This is a genomic window from Ponticaulis koreensis DSM 19734 (genome assembly GCF_000420665.1).
GTDB classification, from domain to species: Bacteria; Pseudomonadota; Alphaproteobacteria; order Caulobacterales; family Hyphomonadaceae; genus Ponticaulis; species Ponticaulis koreensis.
Genome location: NZ_ATVJ01000001.1, coordinates 2,094,810 through 2,113,665, shown reverse-complemented (window position 1 = coordinate 2,113,665; position 18,856 = coordinate 2,094,810). Strand labels below are relative to the sequence as shown.

Genomic DNA, 18,856 nt, shown 5'->3' with positions numbered 1-18,856 from the left:
CGGGAAGGAAGCGCGCATGGCGGAGGAGCAGACATTCCACCCTTGCATTCACACGGCTAAACATCCGGACAAGCCGGCCATTATCATGGCTGACACCGGAGAGACGCTCACCTTTGGCGAGCTTGAAGCGCGATCAAATCAAGGGGCACAGTTTTTCAGATCGATTGGTTTGAAGAAAGGCGACACGATCGCATTCTTCATGACGAACTCGATCCAGTATCTGGAGCTTGCTTGGGCAGCCCAGCGATCCGGCCTGTACTTCACCTGCATCTCGTCTCGCCTGACCGCACCTGAAATCGACTACATCGTGCAGGACTCGGGCGCGCGAGTGCTCTTTTCCTGTCCCGACCTCGCAGAAGCCGCAAAAGAGGTGAAGGCTATCACCAGGATGGAACGCTATTTCAGCGTTTGCGGAGAGATCCAAGGCTATGAAGCCTATGAGGCATTAGGCGACGGCATGCCTTCCACCCCGATTGGCGATGAAAGCGCCGGCGCGGACATGCTCTACTCGTCTGGGACAACAGGGCGCCCGAAAGGCATTCGCCCGCCGCTCGATCCGGACAAACCTATCGGGGCAGACAACGTTCTGCGCATGATCCTCAGCGCGGCAGGCGGCATTACGGAGGACAGCATCTATCTCTCCCCGGCCCCACTCTATCACGCCGCGCCACTTCGCTGGACAATGACCGCAATGTCTATCGGCGCGACGGCGATCATCATGGACAAGTTTGATCCTGAAACCTTCCTGCAACTGGTAGAAAAATATCGGGTCACGCATACGCAACTGGTACCAACCATGTTCGTTAAAATGCTCAAACTGCCCGAAGCAACTCGCACGCAGTATGATCTGTCATCCCTGAAATTCGCTGTACACGCCGCAGCGCCATGCCCGGTGCCGGTTAAAGAGCAAATGATTGAATGGTGGGGCCCTGTCATCCACGAGTACTATGCCGGCTCTGAAGGAAACGGCCTGACATGGATATCCTCGCCCGATTGGATGACTCATAAGGGAAGCGTAGGCAAACCCCTGCATGGCGTCCCGCATATTTGCGATGAGGAAGGCAACGAACTTGGACCTAACGAAGAAGGCATGATCTACTTCTCTGACACCACGCCGCCGACCTATCATAATGATCCAGAGAAATCGAAGAAGGCTTGCCACCCGTTCAAGGAAGGCTGGTCCTCACTCGGTGACATCGGCAAGCTGGACGAAGAAGGCTTCCTCTATCTGACGGACCGCAAGGCGTTCATGATCATTTCCGGCGGGGTGAACATATATCCTCAGGAAGCTGAAAACGTTCTGATCACGCACCCAAAAGTCGCCGATGTTGCCGTGATTGGCGTGCCGAATGACGAATTCGGAGAAGAAGTGAAAGCGGTTGTCCAGCCAATGCCCGGCGTAACCGCGAATGATGAGCTCGCTGATGAGCTTATCCGCTATTGCCAGTCGCAGCTTTCCAAAATCAAATGCCCAAAAAGCGTGGACTTCGATCCCGAACTGCCGCGCCACCCAACGGGCAAACTTTACAAACGCCTCGTCCGTGACCGGTACTGGGGCAAATCAGACAGCAGAATTATTTAAACGAGAAGAGAAGACACATGACTGAAACAAAGAAAGTCGCATACGCAGATCTTGAATCCATCATCGGGCAGGAAATCGGTGTATCCGACTGGCACGTCATTGATCAGGATCGCGTAAACCTGTTTGCAGATGCAACGGGCGATCACCAATGGATCCACGTAGACGTTGAGCGCGCGACTAAAGAAATGGGTGGCCCGATTGCACATGGCTTCCTGACGCTTTCGCTGCTTCCGATGCTGTCATCTGAAGTTCTTCAAATCACCGGCGTCTCCCGCGGCATCAATTACGGGTCGGATAAAGTCCGTTTTACCAATATGGTCCGCGTAGGCTCCAAGGTCCGTCTGCGCATGAAGAACATTTCTGTCACCGAGAAGTCCGGTGGCAAGCAAATGATCAATGAGTCGACTGTTGAGATTGAAGGTCATGAACGCCCTGCTCTCGTCGCACAGCAGATTTCAGTCGTTTACGGCTGACCCTCTGAACAGGGGATGTTCGGAAACTTCTGAAATATGGTATCTTTCCGTATCGACGGCCTGACGTCGTTACGGAGGGTACAGATATGTCACTTGCTAAAATCGCCCTATGTGCGGCCGTACTGGCTGGCCTGCCCGCTTTGGCTCAAGCCAACAATCCAGATTGCAGTTCTCCGAGCGCGGTCCTTTTCCAGACATGTGCAACGGAGCCAGAGCCCGAAGTTCCTGAAGAGATCAGTAATGAGCTTTCAGAGCTCGCCGCAGCAGCTTACGCCGCGACAGAAGTCTCACACACAACAGATAACCTGCAGGCTCATGATGAAGACCTGGCTCCACGCTGGGGACAGATGCTTTCATTCGAAGAGAGCGATGAACAGGTGGCCAGACGTGTCACAAGCGTCGATATCATCACTGTCACTCTCTCTGACAGCCAGAAAGTTCCCTATGTAGAGACCGTTTTCGAAGATGGCTCTATAGAGGAACGTTCACCAACGCTGGCCGAAACCGAGGCCTGGCGCGACGCTATCTCGCGCAATCCGGACCTCGAGCGAATGCCCGCTACAGCAGCAATGAGCTATTCCCGGAGCTCGCAACCCGTTGAAAGCTCAGGCTGGAGCCTCGAAGGCGGATTTCAGTCCGCGAATACAAATAGCGACAATCCAGCTCGAGACAGGCTGGAAGAGCGGCTCGAAGTTCCAGAATCACGTCGCGGCCGCGATGGCAGGCAGTGTTCGGAATATGAATCTCCGGATGGTAGTACGCGGTCCAGCAGCTGTAGCCAGACATGGAGCTGGAGCTCAGAGGATTGATCGATATCTGCTAATCGTGGCTGACACGCACAATACGGAATACAGACAGCGCACCTGAACGTGCTCAATGTCAGCGAAGCGATACGAGAGCAAATGGATAAAGTGGAGGCTTCTGTTGCCAGGCGCCTCCGGGCCCCGCCTGGACGAGCTAAACCATCCAGGAGTTTAAGCGGTTAGTTTCCGCACAGCATTACGCTGCGAGGAGTTCACCTTCAGCAAAGTTGTCATTAGCAACTATTTGCAAGTTGAGCTTCTAACGGAGCTCATCCGGGCGAAGGCATCACCTTTACACGTCTGTCGATCCTATTTCGGCCCCTCACCTTCTGCCTAATGAGCAGAGTTAATGGTGGAGCCGCCGGGTACCGCCCCCGGGTCCAAACCGCTTATTACGTGCGCGTTTATCGCCATAGTTCCGAAGAACAAGACTTATATAGTGGTGATTTTCGACCATTAAAAGGCAGGTTTTGAACCGCTTAGTGAGAAATCCGCAAATCGGAGATGTTCGTAGCAATTGCCTGATAGGCTTCTTCCAATTGCTCTCCATTTGAGGCGTTGAACGCATACTCGCTGCCAGAAGAGCAATAATTCAGGATATTCTGCCCCTGTTGCGGTGCCTGAAAGGCGACCGTGTAGATCACAATACCTTCCGCTTTCATGGCATCGCAGAACCGCTGGGCATGGTCGAAAGAATTACCATTGCTCATATAATCGGCATTGAACTCACCATCGGTCATGAGAATAGCAACTTTGGTAGAGTCCGGCTCGTCATAAGCGCGAGGCGCCGAATCCGAACCCCAAATGCCCGACCAGTCCGGCGAAATCAGATACCAGGCCCACGCAATACCAAGATGCCCGGCGGTACCGCCAGAAGTTGGCATAGTGCTGATCGCGGAAATGAGCGTGCCCTGATGGTTGGTGAGTGGCGTGAGGCCCGCCGAGTTGCAGGATGTGGTTTCATACCGCATCCATGCGCCCGAACCTGGTGCTGCATCAGTATACTTCTGAGCGCCCTCGCGGCCGGTGACGCACGTGTCTGTAACCTGCTCCCAGCGCTGGCAATAGTAGTTATTGCTGCGGCCACGCCGTCTCCAGCGGGAACACTCATACTGATCCGGCTCTTCGTCCGTAACAGTCTCGAACAGGTCTTCTCCGACATTCACCGCTGACGCGTATGTCGAGATCGCAATACGCACATCGTCGGGATCTTCAACTTCGCTGTTCAGAATAGTGCGCACTGCATCGCGGGCCGCATGCTGCAAATCGAGCATGCGATCATTATCGCCCATAGACCCGGACGTATCAAACATGAAGACGACATCAAGCTTGCCGACGCCATAATCCGTTTCCGCGTAGCGCGTAAACTCAAGGGTCTCCATGCCCAGCAATCCGGAGAGCGTGGTCCGTTCCTGGCACGTCACACTGGAGATTACCTGGTGGTTCACACGGTCAATTTCGAAAATCGGGTTAGCGCAACTCGCGTTCACATTATTCGCAGAAACGGTCGCATCGTAGTATGAGCGCCCTGTTTGACGGATTTGCGCATCCGTCTTGTCGTCCTGAAGTGCGCGAGCTGCTGCCAGAACGGCGCCGTCGAGCGCGGATTGAACCTGCGTTGCGGACCCTTCAGTACGTGAAAAGTCGATGGCGAGACCGGCGACCATCATTAAGGGAATTAGCGTCAAAGCGAATGTCATCGTGACATTGCCATCGCGCTCCCTCAATGCATTTATGAATGTCCGTACCGCTTTCAGCATTCCACCCACACTTCGCTGAATGTATGGGGCGTATTATTGTTGGTAACTCCTGCACGGGAGATAACTCGCGACGCCGAATCATCCTCTCATTATCAGAGATTTGGTAACCATAAGTCTGACACATGGTTAACCATTCTGATTTGGTGGTATAAATTCGTCGAGAAAGCCTACATTTTTCAGATGTGTGTAAGTGAACTAAAGTAAACGGGATGCAGAACGTGAACGCTGACGCAACACAACCGGAAGTCAAAAATAATTCAGATTCCGCAGATATTACATATTTGAACCTTCTGAAACGCATCCTTGAAGACGGTGTTGAGCGCGGAGATCGTACCGGAACCGGCACAAAAGCAGTGTTCGGACACCAGATGCGCTTCGATCTGTCTGATACGTTTCCACTTCTGACAACCAAAAAGCTGCATCTGAAGTCAATCATCTATGAGCTGCTCTGGTTTATTAACGGCGACACGAATGTCCGATATCTACAGGAGAACGGCGTTTCGATCTGGGATGAGTGGGCTGACGAGAACGGTGAACTTGGCCCCGTCTATGGCAAGCAATGGCGATCATGGGCTGCGCCAACCGGCGAAACGATCGACCAACTGACATGGGTGCGTGATGAAATCCGGAACAATCCGAATTCGCGCCGTCTCATTGTATCTGCCTGGAACCCTGCAGATGTAAACGACATGGCGCTGCCGCCCTGCCATTGTCTGTTTCAGTTCAACGTGATGGATGGCAAACTGAACTGCCAGCTCTATCAACGCTCGGCTGATGTGTTTCTCGGCGTGCCCTTCAACATCGCCTCATACGCCCTCCTCACCACGATGATGGCACAGGCTTGCGGGCTGAAAGCTGGCGAATTCGTCCATACGCTCGGTGATGCTCACCTTTATCTGAACCATCTGGATCAAGCGCAACTGCAGCTGACTCGCGAGCCGAAACCAGCACCGCGCATGCTGTTGAACTCGGACCGTAAAGACATTTTCGGCTGGGAACGCAGCGACTTCAAACTCACCGATTATGACGCTCATCCGGGCATTCGAGCACCAATCGCCGTTTAGTCGATAAACAGGTTTATTTCAGACTGCGCGGAACTGACTACTTGTAGTTCACGTTCATTGAGACAAAATCCATACTAACAGCAGGGTAATTCCCTGCCTTTTAGAGGAGGACGCGACAATGACTGTGCACGCAGCCCTGACCGAAGGCGAATTCAGCCTCGAAAATTCACTCAAGCTCGCAGCGCGCCTTGCGATCAAGCTCGACACAACGCTTGTAGGCGTGTCAGCTATGCCTGATCCGGCGCGCGCCATGCTGATGACAGGCGTCAGCATGCATGGCGTAATGATTGCGACCGGCGGAACGCTGGCTGATGGTATTCGCGATGCGCAAAAAGAAGCCCGCGAAAAGCTGGAGACGCTGTTCCACAAAGTCTGCAACGACGAAGGCGTTCCGGTAGAAAAGCGTAAGATCGAACATGAGGTAGGCCTGCCAAGCGAAGTCTATCCTCGCATCTCCATGCTATCTGATGCATTCGTCACGCCGCACGAGTGCGTCACAAATGGTTCAGATCATGGTCTCGCATTCGAGAGCATTCTGCTGGACAAACGTTTGCCGGTCATCGCCTGCGGCACGGACGAGCCTGCGAATTACGGCACCGTGATTATTGCATGGGATGGCAGCCCCGAAGCCGCTCGCGCTGTACGCTTCCATACGCCGGTTCTGAAAGCCGCTGACAGGATCATTATTGCTCAGAACAGCAACCGGATTGACGCACAGGACCGCAATGGCAGTGAAGATCCCGCATTCGTTCAGGCCTATCTGGAGCGTTTTGGCATCGCGTCTGAAGCGACCAACTTCAACGGCAATGTTGCTGAAGGCCTGCTGAAACTCGCTTCAGATGAGAGTGCCGGCATTATCATTGCGGGAGCATATGGCCATAACCGTCTGGAAGAGTTCATCTTCGGCGGCGTGAGTAAGAGCCTCTTGCGTGCAGATCAAGGCCCTGCGCTCGCGCTGGCCCATTAGGCTGGGTCAACAACCTCTATAGCCGGTGTGCCTGTTTCGGCAGGCTCACCGCCGGTCAAGAGACCAAGCGATTGAAACGTCAGACCAAGTTCGGCACTGAGATGTGTCCAGCCAATAATGGCCACGCTGGCGATAAGTGCGATTAGCAGGCCGTATTCCAGTTTCATCCCAATGGTCCGTGTCGTTATGGTTCAGTTTCACGACACGATGCAGTCTTGAGGCCATGACAGCGCCATCAGGGTTAATCAGGCGGCCTTCGGGTCAACCTCGCCTCGGTCTTCCCGTCTGCGAATCATCCATGACACGACAACGGCGCCGACCATTTTACCGATCACAAACACAATCCAGTTGGCTGGATGGAGCTGCGATCCACGTTCGGCGATACCGGCCATAGCTTGCGCCAAATCTGCCCCGTACAGAAATACGGTCGTATCGATCGGGGCTGCCAGCGCGCTCGATAGCAAAATACGGGTTGAAAGACGGTACTTGGTGAAGGTGAAAAGGAGCCAGTCGACGGTCTCGGACACAGCAAATGCAATGCCGGATGCCACCGCAATCACAGCCCAAGAATAATAGAATGACCATGCAATCGCCATCGTCATAACGATAAGAACTTTGTGGCCGATTTCGCGCTGCACGAAGTCCCGTAAAACAAAGACAAGCCCCGTGACCATGGTCAACGGATTGATCAATACGCCATGCGGGAACGTCTCATTCGGCTCGATAAAGCTGATGCTGTCCACATTTCCGAAGGACCAGTTGAGCGCAGGAATCAGCGCGACATACATAAATGCCCAGCTACGCCCTTTCAGAATCCAGATGATAGCGGCGGTAACAACAAGCAGAACGGATACAATTAATGCGTGCTGAAGATTAGCCGGTTCGGCCAAGTCAGCCAGAGCACTGATGTTTGACCGGTAAAAAATCGCAGACAGAAATTGCCCGATAACATCCTGCATTCTGAGCCCCTCGCCCCAAATCCACCCGTTCGTCACTTGCTCATTGCCCGTGTGCGAGTATCAAGTGGACCGGTTCTATCATTTCTCAAGGTGGATGCACAATTGGCCCGAACCGATACACAGATTTTCCGCTCTTTGATCGTTGCGCGAGCGAAGAACAGTGTCATTGGCCGCGATGGTGACATGCCATGGCGCCTCTCGACGGACCTGAAGCGCTTTCGATCACTCACGAGCGGAAAACCGGTAATTATGGGGCGCAAAACCTGGGAAAGCCTGCCGCGCCGTCCGCTTCCGAACCGACCGAATATCGTGGTCAGCCGGAACTCTGATTACCGCGCCGAAGATGCGTGGCTCACATCCGACCTTGCTTCAGCTTACGCAATGGCAAGCGCAATGGCGCAGAAAGCAGGCGTGGATGAGGTGTTCGTTATAGGCGGCGCGGGTCTTTACGAAGAAGCTATTCGTCACGCAGACCGCATGCACATCACAGAAGTGGATGCCGCTATTGAGGGCGACACATACTTCCCGTCGTTCAATCCGGAAGAGTGGACCGAGCTGGATTCCGAAGACGTGCCTGCAGGCGAGAAGGATGATTACCCTACCCGATATCACCTGCTTGAGCGAAAATGATCAGACCAGATTGATCGACTGATCGCGGGTCGGATTGTTCTGGTCCAGCCAGCTATCTGCAAAATCCGGCAGCCAGCTCATAACTTCGTCGACGAACGCGAGCGCTTCGAGAGAAGACGCTGTGCCGTGCTGAGCGAGCCCTACCAAAGACGCAAGCGTATGCTTACGTTCTGGCACTGAGAGTGCAATATACCGCGCCATTGTCGCAAAATCTTCGGTGTAAACCTGCTCATTCGACATAACGCAGGCGAATGCACCTTTCAGCGAGGTTTGCGCAAACTGCTTACTGGAAGCCCGAACGCGCGACTCAGTAGCCACTGCTTTCAAACGATGCTGCAGCGCGCGCAGACGACCGCTGAGACCTACGATGGACGCATTCGACACTGCCGAAGTCAGTTTTTGAGGCGCAATCAGACGTTTCAGATCACGACCGGCCACCGCTACGCTATTCACGCCGATACGAAAACGCGCTGGTGAAAAACGCCCATCAGACGGAAAAACTTCGTCCCAGCCATACGTTTCGAACGTGCAAGCGTGAAGTTCTGGGTGCAGCTTCTGAACACGAAGCGCTGCCGCTGCACAGAAAAGATCAAGGCCGACAGAAAATTCAGAATTGCGAAGCACGATAATAAATGCAGCTTCACCGCCAGCATCACGCGCAAGGTCACCTGACAGGTAAACGCTATGCATACGATCACCGAACCGCTCGAATGCAAGATCAGCAGCTGTATGCGCGATGTCCTGAATCAATGCTGGCAGATCGCTCGCATCACACGCGCCGTTTAGCACGCGCCCCCATGGGTCCTGAGGCCAGAGCGTCGTCGCGCCAGTCATCGCTTCTTCCTTACAGGCACGCGAATGGGCTGAGGTTTCGAGAGGCTTACCGCACCCCAGACAAGGGCCAGAGCGAGGAGCGTTGAGATCGCGGTTAATAAACTCATAACGACAGCCAAGCCAACTTCATGCCAACTGGCAAGTCAGATCAGCAGTTCGTGAGATGAATTTAATAATACTGCTAAAAGAATGCGCGCTTATTCGAACACAATCTCAGGCCCCTCAGGCACTGAAACGCCCTCCAGCCCTGCCCTTACCTGCTGCGCGATGTCTGCATAGACAGCGCTGGACGTGCCTTCTGTCAGCGCGGCCGGTTTTCCCGCATCTCCACCCTCACGAATGGCCTGGAGAAGCGGCACCTCGCCCAGAAACGGCACTTCAAGTGTCTCAGCCATGCGTCGCGCGCCGCCTTCACCGAACAAATATGTTCTATTCTGTGACACAGGGTCTTCGAAGTAGGCCATGTTCTCTACAATGCCCAGCACCGGCACATCTGTCTTGCGGAACATGGCAACTCCGCGGCGCACATCAGCCAGAGCGACTTCCTGAGGTGTAGAGACGATCACCGCACCGGAAAGGCTCACGCGCTGAGCAAGTGTAAGCTGAGCATCGCCCGTTCCCGGAGGCGTATCGATTATAAGGACGTCCAGTTCGCCCCACTGAACGTCTTTCAGCATTTGCGTGATGGCAGACATGACAATCGGCCCCCGCCAGATCATTGGTGCATCCACATCTGAAATATAGCCGATGGACATGAGCTTCATGCCAAAGGCTTCAACCGGCGTGATCTTTCCTCCATCGCCTTTGCCCGGATGCGATTCGACTGTGCCTGTCATGGTCGGCAGAGACGGGCCATAAACGTCTGCATCCATAATGCCGACACGCAGGCCCTGATCGCGAAGCGCGATTGCGAGGTTCAAAGAGAGCGTTGATTTGCCAACACCTCCCTTGGCGCTCGCCACAGCGATGATTTGTTTGATACCTGGAATTTGGAGCGTCCCGGATTTCGCTGTAACCGCAGGTACCGGTTTCGAAGCGGTTTGGCCCGCGAGGTCTGCGCCTTTTGTGACGCGTTGCCGACCTGCTGAAGGCGCAGGTGTCTCCGAGTGCGCCGTCAGCATTACGCGCACCGAGTTGACCCCCTTGAGCGCACCCACTGCCTGCTCTACTTCATAACGAAGGCGTTCATCGCGCTCGAGCGTTTGCGGCGCGCCATAGAGCGTGATGGTGACATCACCCTCTTTCGTTACGAGCAGCTGATCGATACGACCGGCTTCAGTGACTGGTGTTCCGGTAGCCGGATCGGCTATTGATTTCAGGGCTTCGGAAACCAGTTCGGCATCTGGTCTTGTCGATTTAAAGAAACGCATAATCTTCATGCTCTCGGTGGCACATTGCAGAAACAATCACTAGATAACAGACTGAATCCGATTAACAGTTGGACATAAAGACACAAAGGAGCGGCTTTATATGCCATGGAACGACCAAAAAGGCGGAGGGGGTGGCCCCTGGGGATCCGGCGGCGGGTCCAACGGAGATAATAACTCTCCATGGGGACGTCCACAGGGAGGCGGCAATCAAGGCGAAGATCTTGAAGATCAGCTGCGCAAAGTCCAGGAGCGCTTCAAAGGCGCATGGGGCGGCGGTCGCGGTGGATCCGGCGGATCTGGCGGTGGCGGCAAAGGCCTCGGCATTGCTGGCATCTTCCTTCTGATCGGCGCACTTGCCGTGGCATGGATTGCAACTGGCGTCGTCGTCGTAGACGCAGGTCAGCAAGCGGCCGTTTTCCAGTTCGGTAAGTGGCAGCGCAACCTGCCAGCAGGTATTCATATCCACCTGCCGCAACCAATTGAATCTCACCAGTTAATCGAAGTGGAAGCGCAGCAGGAAGTTCAGATCGGCAACAGCGCTGATCAGAGCCTGATGCTAACATCTGACGAGAACATCGCAGACGTCCGCTTCTCCGTTATCTGGAAAGTCTCTACAGAGAACCCTCAGGACTACATCCTCAACGTCGCAAATCCGGAAGCCACTGTTCAGATGGTTGCTGAATCCGTGATGCGTGAAGTTGTTGGCCGATCTGAGCTCCAACGCGTGATCACAACTGAACGTGCGGAAGTCGCGCGTCAGGTTCAGGAACTCACACAGAACCTTCTTGACCAGTATGGTGCCGGCGTTGAAATCATTGAGATCAACATCGCACGCGGCGACCCGCCTGCACCTGTTATTCAGGCGTTCAACGACGTGAACGTCGCTGAGCAGGACGCCCAGCAGCTGATCAACCAGGCAACGCGCTACGCCAACCAGATTGTTCCGGAAGCACGTGGTGAAGCCTCCATTATTCTTGAGGCTGCTCAGGCTTACAAAGCTCAGGTCATCGCCGAGGCAACCGGTGAAGCGTCACGCTTCCTGCAAATCCTCGCTGAATATGCTCAGGCACCAACGGTAACGACTGAACGTCTCTACCTGGATACATGGTCCCGCATTCTGAGCCGTACGCAGAACACTGTTCTGGATAACGACTCCGGGGCTGTTCCGTATCTGCCGCTTGAAAACACCAACCGCCGCCCGACGGCTAACTAGGAGGACGAACACATGAGAGCTATTTCAGTCATTCTGCTCGTCGTACTGGGCATCGTCGCTCTGGTCGGTTTGAACAGCTTCTACACGGTCCGTCAGGATCAGCAGGCGCTGGTTCTGCAATTCGGTAGCCCCGTTGCTGTGCGGAACGAGTTTTCGCTCACCGAAGGCGGCGAACAAATCGATGAAGCCGGTCTTTTCTTCAAACTGCCTTGGGAACAGGTGATCACACTTGATCGCAAAAACATTGGTAGCAACATCCCGGATATTGAAGTTCTGGCATCCGACCAGCGTCGTCTGACAGTTGACGCCTTCGTCCGCTGGCGCATCACCGACCCGCTCATGTTCTATCAGCGTTTCCGCGAAGAGCGTGTTGCTGCGGGTCAGATCCAGCGCTTCACGGAAACCAGCATCCGTAACTCGCTCGGTCAGGTTCCTGTCCCAGAAATCGTCTCCGGTCAGCGTGTCGCGCTGATGGAAGAAATCCGGACTAACGTGAACGATGCGCTCGACGGCACCGGCATCGACATTATCGACGTTCGTATTCGTCAGGCTGACCTTCCAGCGGCGGTTGCAGAAGGTGTCTACACCCGTATGCGTACAGAGCGTGAGCAGGAAGCCCAGCGCATCCGTTCAGAGGGCGAAGAAGAGGCACGCCTCATTCGCGCTCAGGCTGACCGCGAAGCGACAGTTGTCCGCGCCGAAGCCAACCAGACCGCTGAGCAAACACGTGGTGAAGGCGACGCGGAAGCAACCCGCATTTATGCCGACGCTTATGGCCGTGACATTGCCTTCTTCCGTCTTCAGCGTGGTCTGATTGCATGTGAGGAAGCTATCGTCGAAGGCACAGTCATCGTCTCTGACTCAAGTGAGCTCGATGTCTGCCGTGTCTTCATTGAAGGCGCACGCCGCGCAAGCGGTCGTTAAGCGCACTTCATGAGTGTCTTTATTGTTGCATTAGGCCTTCTGCTCTCTGCAGAAGGCCTTTTGTATGCTCTGGCGCCGGATTTCATGAAACGCATGGCCGCTCGCCTTTTGGGAACCGAACGCGATCAGCTGCGTCAAAGCGGTATTATCGCTGCAACCCTTGGCGCAATTCTGATTTATATCTCCGCTCGCTTTATGCGCTGAGGCCGCTAGGATTGACATCGATTCCAATTAGCCGATTGTTCCTACGGCCAGACCCCTCTATGACTCTGGCTGGGCGACAGAAATTTTAAGGTAGTTTGATGGACCTGAAGCTGATTTCAACTTCGTGTCTGGCCTTGGCCATGGCAAGCGCACTTCCAGCAGTGGCGCAGAATTCAGCGGCTCAGACGAACTCACCTACTCGTGTGCACGACACGCCGGACGGATTCTCTCAACTCTCGCGCCGCCTTATGCCGTCCGTTGTGAACATTTCCACGTCACAACGCGTCATCGAAGCAGGCCTGCCTGACTTTCCGCAAGGTTCGCCTATGGAGCGCTTCAACGACCTATTCGGTCGTGATGATGACGGCTTCCGTAGGACCTCTTCTCTCGGTTCAGGCTTCGTCATCGACCCGACAGGCTACATCGTCACCAATAATCACGTTATTGAGGGTGCGGACGAAATCGAAGTGCAGTTCGCTGACGGTCGCACCTACCCTGCCGAACTGATTGGCCGCGATGTGGACACGGATATCGCTGTTTTGAAAATCGAACCGCTCCGCCCACTGGAGGCGGTTCCGTTCGCTGATTCTGATACCGCTGAAGTTGGCGACTGGGTCATCGCCATCGGCAACCCGTTCGGTCTTGGTGGATCTGTCTCTGCGGGTATCATCTCCGCGCGTAGCCGCGATATCAATGCCGGCTCTTATGATGACTTCATCCAGACCGACGCAGCTATCAACCGCGGCAACTCCGGCGGCCCGCTCTTCAATCTTGATGGCGAAGTCGTCGGCGTGAATACAGCCATCATCTCTCCGACAGGCGGCTCTGTTGGTATCGGCTTCTCCGTGCCGTCGAACCTTGCTGAATCCATTGTAGAAGAACTGATTGCCGAAGGCCGCGTCAGCCGTGGTTATCTCGGCGTGAATATCCAGTCAGTAGACCTGCCTCTGGCGCGTACCTATGGCCTGACCAATGCTGCTGGCGTTATCGTCACCGAGGTCACACCGGACAGCCCGGGCGATAAAGCCGGATTACAAATCGGCGATTTGGTTCTCCGGTTCGATGGCGAACTCATCACCGAGACTCGCCAGCTGTCTCGCTGGGTTGCAGAAGCTGAACTCGAAACGCCGATCAGCATGAACATTATTCGCGGTGAAGCACGCCGCGTATTATCTGTCACTCTGACCGAACGCGATGACGGCCTTCCTGATGAGGAGGAAGAAGAAGCACCACCAGCTCTGTTCGCGGGCTCTAACGCTTACGGTCTTCTGCTTCTCGAAATTGATGAAGATGCCCGCCGCCGCTGGCAAATTCCGTCTCCGGTTCAGGGCGCACTGATTGATATGGTTGATCCGGAAGGCCCGTCTTACGGCCATCTGCAGAAAGGCGATGTCATCACGGAAATCGCTTTCCAGTCCGTCACATCACCAGAAGATGCAAACGAGATTTTCGAAGAAGAAGGCGGATCAGACCCGTTGCTCGTCAAAGTGCTGCGTCACGGCCGCTATTCATTCTATGCACTCCAGCTGGAAAGCTAGCGCCTAGTCCGGAACGACGACCCAGTCCGATTTCGGAATGCCCTGGAAGTAAAGTGCCGTTGCAAGCGACGGCCCTTTGATCACGGCGTCCGCAGCTTCTGCGAGGATCGGATGCGGATTATAGCCAACGCCCAAACCTGCAGCTTCAATCATGGACATGTCGTTCGCGCCATCACCCATGGACACCACATCGTCAGCAGATATCCCGAGCTTTTCGACAGCTTCATTCAGACGGTCGAGCTTTGCCTGACGGCCAAGGATAGGTAATCCAACCTCACCAGAGAGGGCACTGCCATCCATAAGCAGCGTATTGGCGTAATTCTCATCAAAGCCTGCAACCTCAGCCACACGCGAAGTAAAGAAGGTGAAACCGCCCGAAACAAGCAGGCATCGGCCGCCATTGGCCTTCATTGTCGCTGTGAGCGTCTTAATGCCTGGATTGAGCGTTATACGCTCGTCAAAGCACTGCTGAAGCGCAGTCTCGGAAAGGCCTTTCAAAAGACCGACGCGCTCGGTCAGAGCTGCCTCGAAGTCCAGCTCGCCGCGCATAGCGCGCTCTGTAATTTCTGAAATCTGGTCCTTAATGCCGGCATAGTCTGCCAGCTCGTCAATGCATTCCTGACCGATGACCGTAGAATCCATATCGCAGATTAGAAGCTTCTTACGCGCAGCATCTGTTGGTCGGACATAGACGTCAAACGCTTCACCAATTTCTGCACGTACGCCAGCCAGAAGATCAGCCAACTTCTCATTCGGCGGAGAAATCGAGAACTCCATCGCGCCCGGACCAAGAATTTTAATGGAAGCATCTTTCAGTCGGTCAGGCGCGGCATGCGTCTGCTCGTCGTGAGACACGATCACTACCGTAGCCGGGACTGCGATAGGTTCTGATGACTTAGCACTGAATGTGTTCATGATGAGCTTTCACAAATCTTTCAAACAAGGTAGGTTTCGGGAATGCGCCCTGCCATTCTCATCCACGGTCCGACCGCCAGCGGCAAGACCCAAATTTCAATCGACGTCGCAAAACGTCTCGATGGCGAGATCGTGAATGCCGATTCGATGCAGGTGTACAAAGGATTGCGGGTAATTACAGCCCAGCCATCTGACGAAGAAATGTCGCAGGTGCCCCACCATTTGTTCGGATATCGCGATCCGGCTGATGCAGGCTCCGCAGGAAGCTGGCTGAAAGATGCCCAATCCGTCATTCGCGGCATTCAGATGCGTGGACGCGTACCGATCATTATCGGCGGCACAGGGCTTCACCTTCTGGCGCTCGTGAAAGGCCTGTCGGAAATTCCTCCGATTCCCGATGAAGTGCGTTCTCAGGTTCGCACCCTGGTTCAATCCATCGGAACCGAGGAAGCTCACGCCCGCCTGGCTGAGATTGATCCCGGCGCAGCTTGCAAGATCAAGCCGAATGACCGCCAACGCATCATGCGCGGTCTTGAGGTGCACACTGCCACCGGAAAGCCACTCTCAAGCTTTCAGGGTGATCGAACTCCGCCGATTCTCAACCCGGGCGAATGGGTAGGCGTTGCCCTCACCCCACCGCGCGCGAAACTTTATGCCCGTATCGACCGTCGATTTGCTGGCATGCTAATGGAAGGCGCGATGGATGAAGCACGTGCGCTGGCTGCGCGCGACCTTGATCCGTCACTTCCGGCCATGAAAGCACACGGAATGCCCTGGCTTCTCGCCTATCTGCGCGGCGAGCTCAGCTCTGATATTGCAGCGGAGTATGCAAAGCGTGACACGCGGCGTTACGCGAAACGCCAATTCACGTGGATCTCTCACCAGTTCCCGTTCTGGCCTAGAATCCCGTCTCCGGAGCCTGAAGTGCGACAGAAGGTTATTTGTGCCCTTTTTAAAGAGATTGACGCGGCTTTTTCGAAAAGATAACCTGCATTCAAAGATTAAGAGGAAAAAGATGAGCAAACTGCTCGTAGTCGTGAGAAAGCGCCTGTCGGTGAAGTGAGAGACCACTTCAGCGCAGGCGCGGTTATGCAAGGGGCTCAGCGGGCCCCTTTATTTTTGGTTGGAATTCTGGCTGGTGCCAAAATGCAGGAATTGAACAAATGGACACGCAAGAAAAGATCGCAGATACGGAATTGACCATGACGGGTGCTGAAATCGTCGTGCGCGCTCTGTGCGATCAGGGTGTAGATACGTTATTCGGTTATCCGGGTGGCGCGGTCCTTCCTATCTACGACGCATTGTTCACCACACCGGAACTTCAGCACATCCTCGTCCGTCACGAACAAGGCGCTGGCCATGCGGCTGAAGGATATGCCCGCTCCACCGGTAAGCCGGGCGTCGCTCTGGTTACGTCAGGCCCCGGCGCGACCAACATGGTGACGCCAATTGCGGATGCGATGATGGATTCCATCCCGATGGTTGTCATCACAGGTCAGGTTCCAAGCCACCTCATCGGTACCGACGCGTTCCAGGAATGCGACACGGTTGGCATTACACGGTGCTGCGCCAAGCACAACTATCTCGTTCGCGATGTAAACGACCTTGCGCGCATCATGCATGAAGCATTCCTTATAGCGACAACTGGCCGCCCCGGCCCGGTTGTTATCGATATTCCTAAGGATATTCAGTTCTCTAAGGGCACTTACAAAGGTCCTGAAGGAACACAGCACAAAACCTATCATCCGGCATCTGAGCCGCATGAGGCCGGTATCGAAGCTGCGCTGGAACTGATGCGCAATGCCCGTCGTCCAATCTTCTATACAGGCGGCGGCATCATCAATTCCGGAACTGAGGCAAGCGCAGCTCTGCGTGCACTGGTTTCTGAAACGAACTTCCCGATCACGTCCACCCTGATGGGACTGGGTTGCTATCCGGCATCAGGTAGCAACTGGCTCGGCATGGTTGGAATGCATGGCGCGTACGAAGCAAACCACGCCATGCATGATTGTGACGTCATGATCTGCCTTGGCGCACGCTTTGACGACCGCGTGACAGGTCGCCTCGACGCTTTCTCGCCAAACTCGAAGAAAATTCACGTCGATATCGACCCGTCTTCTATCAACAAGACGGTTCGCGTAGACGTTCCGATCATTGCCGACGCCGGCAAAGCCATCAACGCGCTACTGGAAGGCTGGCGCCGCGAACAACACCCGCGCAATGATCTCAGCGAGTGGTGGACACAGATCAATGAGTGGCGCGCGCGGAAAGGCTTCGCTTATGAGAAGCAGGAAGAGCAGATCAAACCGCAATACGCGATCGAGCGCCTGTACGAGCTGACAAAGAACCGTGACACCTACATCACGACAGAAGTTGGCCAGCACCAGATGTGGGCCGCACAGCATTACCATTTTGAAGAGCCAAACCGTTGGATGACATCAGGCGGCCTCGGCACAATGGGCTACGGCCTGCCTGCAGCGCTCGGCGTTCAGGCAGCCCATAAGGACGCGCTGGTTATCGACATTGCAGGTGAAGCCTCCATTCAGATGTGCATGCAGGAGCTGTCCACCGCCGTTCAGTTCAACCTGCCGATCAAAATCTTCATTCTGAATAATGAGTGGATGGGCATGGTCCGCCAGTGGCAGCAGCTGCTGCACGGAGAGCGCTACTCACACTCTTACAGCGACAGCCTGCCTGATTTTGTAGCATTGGCGAAAGCCTATGGCGGTCACGGCATTCAATGTCGCAACCCGGCAGACCTTGATGCAGCCATCGAAGAGATGATCGCCTATGATGGCCCGGTACTGTTTGACTGCCTTGTCACCAAGGATGAGAACTGCTTCCCGATGATCCCATCAGGTGCAGCGCACAATGAAATGATCCTTGGCGAAATCACCGGCGACGAAATCGACGAGTCCGGCAAGGTTCTGGTTTAAGCCCTGCAAAGCTGCAGGTAACAAACAACATCAGGTTATAGCGTGAACAGGAATACCAAGTGACGCAAGCTAACACTCCATCTTCGCCACAGAGCGCATATTTCATTGATGATCATTCAGAGGATGCCATCGTACGCCGCACATTGGCGGCGATAGTAGACAACGAGCCGGGCGTTCTGGCCCGTGTGGTCGGCCTGTTCTCTGCGCGCGGCTACAATATTGAAAGCCTGACCGTGGCGGAGGTGGATCATAAAGCCCACCAGTCACGCATCACCATTGTAACGAGTGGTACAGTTCAGATTATCGCGCAGATCAAAGCTCAGCTTGAACGTCTGGTGCCGGTTGCCCGTGTGGTGGATATCACTACTTCACCTGCTGGTCTCGAACGCGAACTTGCGCTTATCAAGGTCAGCGCTGCAACAGGCTCGGACGAGCGCGTCGAGGCGATGCGACTGTCTGAAATTTTCCGCGCACGCGTACTCGATGTCACGCTGGAAAGCTTCATCTTTGAAGTGACTGGCGGGTCGTCAAAAATTGACCAGTTCATTGAACTGATGGAGCCACTTGGCCTGATTCAGGTCTCAAGAACGGGCGTTCTGAGTATTCAGCGCGGCCTTCCCGAATAAACACTTGAAGCAAAGTCTTGCTTCAGATAGGCGTTTGCGCTGCATGGCGCACAATATT

General features: G+C 54.6%; 19 protein-coding genes and 1 other RNA gene. 13 read left to right on the top strand and 7 right to left on the bottom strand.

The genetic code is table 11. The annotated features are described in order from the left end of the window. Window positions 1–16 precede the first annotated feature (16 nt). From G523_RS0110755 to G523_RS0110745, 3 genes are all read left to right on the top strand, one after another. Window positions 17–1,582 carry an acyl-CoA synthetase gene (locus G523_RS0110755; RefSeq protein ID WP_022695070.1) on the top strand — a complete coding sequence of 522 codons (1,566 nt, stop codon included), beginning with the start codon at window positions 17–19 and terminating at the stop codon, window positions 1,580–1,582. A gap of 17 nt (window positions 1,583–1,599) precedes the next feature. After that, window positions 1,600–2,055: a MaoC family dehydratase gene (locus G523_RS0110750; protein WP_022695069.1), complete on the top strand. Its 456-nt coding sequence runs from the start codon at window positions 1,600–1,602 to the stop codon at window positions 2,053–2,055. Between the two features lie 86 nt (window positions 2,056–2,141). Beyond that, a complete protein-coding gene (locus G523_RS0110745) occupies window positions 2,142–2,864 on the top strand; it encodes a hypothetical protein (RefSeq protein WP_022695068.1) in 723 nt (240 codons plus the stop codon). 101 nt (window positions 2,865–2,965) lie between these two features. On the opposite strand, the gene ssrA is transcribed toward G523_RS0110745, so the two are convergent. Then, window positions 2,966–3,324: a transfer-messenger RNA gene (gene ssrA, locus G523_RS20690) on the bottom strand. 13 nt (window positions 3,325–3,337) lie between these two features. Continuing rightward, window positions 3,338–4,618: a pilus assembly protein gene (locus G523_RS0110740; RefSeq protein ID WP_081648764.1), complete on the bottom strand. Its 1,281-nt coding sequence runs from the start codon at window positions 4,616–4,618 to the stop codon at window positions 3,338–3,340. Window positions 4,619–4,827: 209 nt separating this feature from the next. Between G523_RS0110740 and G523_RS0110735 the strand changes: the two genes are divergently transcribed. Both G523_RS0110735 and G523_RS0110730 read left to right on the top strand, forming a co-directional pair. Further along, a complete protein-coding gene (locus G523_RS0110735) occupies window positions 4,828–5,682 on the top strand; it encodes a thymidylate synthase (protein ID WP_022695066.1) in 855 nt (284 codons plus the stop codon). A 118-nt stretch (window positions 5,683–5,800) separates the two neighbouring features. Then, the gene (locus tag G523_RS0110730) at window positions 5,801–6,649 is read left to right on the top strand and encodes a universal stress protein (protein WP_022695065.1); all 849 of its coding nucleotides are present in this window, start codon (window positions 5,801–5,803) and stop codon (window positions 6,647–6,649) included. On the opposite strand, the gene G523_RS20940 is transcribed toward G523_RS0110730, so the two are convergent. Continuing rightward, window positions 6,646–6,816 (bottom strand): hypothetical protein, encoded by a 171-nt coding sequence (locus G523_RS20940; RefSeq protein ID WP_022695064.1) that lies wholly within the window; start codon window positions 6,814–6,816, stop codon window positions 6,646–6,648. The genes G523_RS0110730 and G523_RS20940 overlap by 4 nt on opposite strands. Before the next feature lie 78 nt (window positions 6,817–6,894). Then, the gene (locus G523_RS0110720) at window positions 6,895–7,608 is read right to left on the bottom strand and encodes a hypothetical protein (RefSeq protein ID WP_022695063.1); all 714 of its coding nucleotides are present in this window, start codon (window positions 7,606–7,608) and stop codon (window positions 6,895–6,897) included. 102 nt (window positions 7,609–7,710) lie between these two features. Between G523_RS0110720 and G523_RS0110715 the strand changes: the two genes are divergently transcribed. Next, window positions 7,711–8,238, top strand: coding sequence for a dihydrofolate reductase (locus G523_RS0110715; protein WP_022695062.1), 528 nt, complete (start codon window positions 7,711–7,713; stop codon window positions 8,236–8,238). Here G523_RS0110715 and G523_RS0110710 read toward each other — a convergent pair whose 3' ends face one another. Beyond that, window positions 8,239–9,072 carry a hypothetical protein gene (locus G523_RS0110710; protein WP_022695061.1) on the bottom strand — a complete coding sequence of 278 codons (834 nt, stop codon included), beginning with the start codon at window positions 9,070–9,072 and terminating at the stop codon, window positions 8,239–8,241. A 197-nt stretch (window positions 9,073–9,269) separates the two neighbouring features. After that, a complete protein-coding gene (locus G523_RS0110705) occupies window positions 9,270–10,442 on the bottom strand; it encodes an Mrp/NBP35 family ATP-binding protein (RefSeq protein ID WP_051134831.1) in 1,173 nt (390 codons plus the stop codon). A 100-nt stretch (window positions 10,443–10,542) separates the two neighbouring features. Between G523_RS0110705 and hflK the strand changes: the two genes are divergently transcribed. From hflK to G523_RS0110685, 4 genes are all read left to right on the top strand, one after another. Continuing rightward, window positions 10,543–11,655: an FtsH protease activity modulator HflK gene (hflK, locus tag G523_RS0110700; RefSeq protein WP_022695059.1), complete on the top strand. Its 1,113-nt coding sequence runs from the start codon at window positions 10,543–10,545 to the stop codon at window positions 11,653–11,655. A gap of 12 nt (window positions 11,656–11,667) precedes the next feature. Beyond that, window positions 11,668–12,579 (top strand): protease modulator HflC, encoded by a 912-nt coding sequence (gene hflC, locus G523_RS0110695; protein ID WP_022695058.1) that lies wholly within the window; start codon window positions 11,668–11,670, stop codon window positions 12,577–12,579. Window positions 12,580–12,588: 9 nt separating this feature from the next. Then, window positions 12,589–12,783 (top strand): DUF2065 domain-containing protein, encoded by a 195-nt coding sequence (locus G523_RS0110690; RefSeq protein ID WP_022695057.1) that lies wholly within the window; start codon window positions 12,589–12,591, stop codon window positions 12,781–12,783. A gap of 140 nt (window positions 12,784–12,923) precedes the next feature. After that, window positions 12,924–14,321 carry a Do family serine endopeptidase gene (locus G523_RS0110685; protein ID WP_081648805.1) on the top strand — a complete coding sequence of 466 codons (1,398 nt, stop codon included), beginning with the start codon at window positions 12,924–12,926 and terminating at the stop codon, window positions 14,319–14,321. A 3-nt stretch (window positions 14,322–14,324) separates the two neighbouring features. Here G523_RS0110685 and serB read toward each other — a convergent pair whose 3' ends face one another. After that, entirely contained in the window at window positions 14,325–15,236 is a 912-nt protein-coding gene (serB, locus tag G523_RS19010; protein ID WP_022695055.1) for a phosphoserine phosphatase SerB, read from the bottom strand. A 42-nt stretch (window positions 15,237–15,278) separates the two neighbouring features. Here serB and miaA point away from each other — a divergent pair, with 42 nt between their 5' ends. The 3 genes from miaA (at window position 15,279) to ilvN (ending at window position 18,798) form a co-directional block, all read left to right on the top strand. Then, complete coding sequence (gene miaA, locus G523_RS0110675) at window positions 15,279–16,223, top strand: tRNA (adenosine(37)-N6)-dimethylallyltransferase MiaA (RefSeq protein ID WP_022695054.1); 945 nt, start codon at window positions 15,279–15,281, stop codon at window positions 16,221–16,223. Window positions 16,224–16,399: 176 nt separating this feature from the next. Continuing rightward, window positions 16,400–18,172, top strand: a complete 1,773-nt coding sequence (locus G523_RS0110670) for an acetolactate synthase 3 large subunit (protein WP_022695053.1) — start codon at window positions 16,400–16,402, stop codon at window positions 18,170–18,172. 59 nt (window positions 18,173–18,231) lie between these two features. Next, entirely contained in the window at window positions 18,232–18,798 is a 567-nt protein-coding gene (gene ilvN / locus G523_RS0110665; RefSeq protein WP_022695052.1) for an acetolactate synthase small subunit, read from the top strand. Window positions 18,799–18,856: the final 58 nt, after the last annotated feature.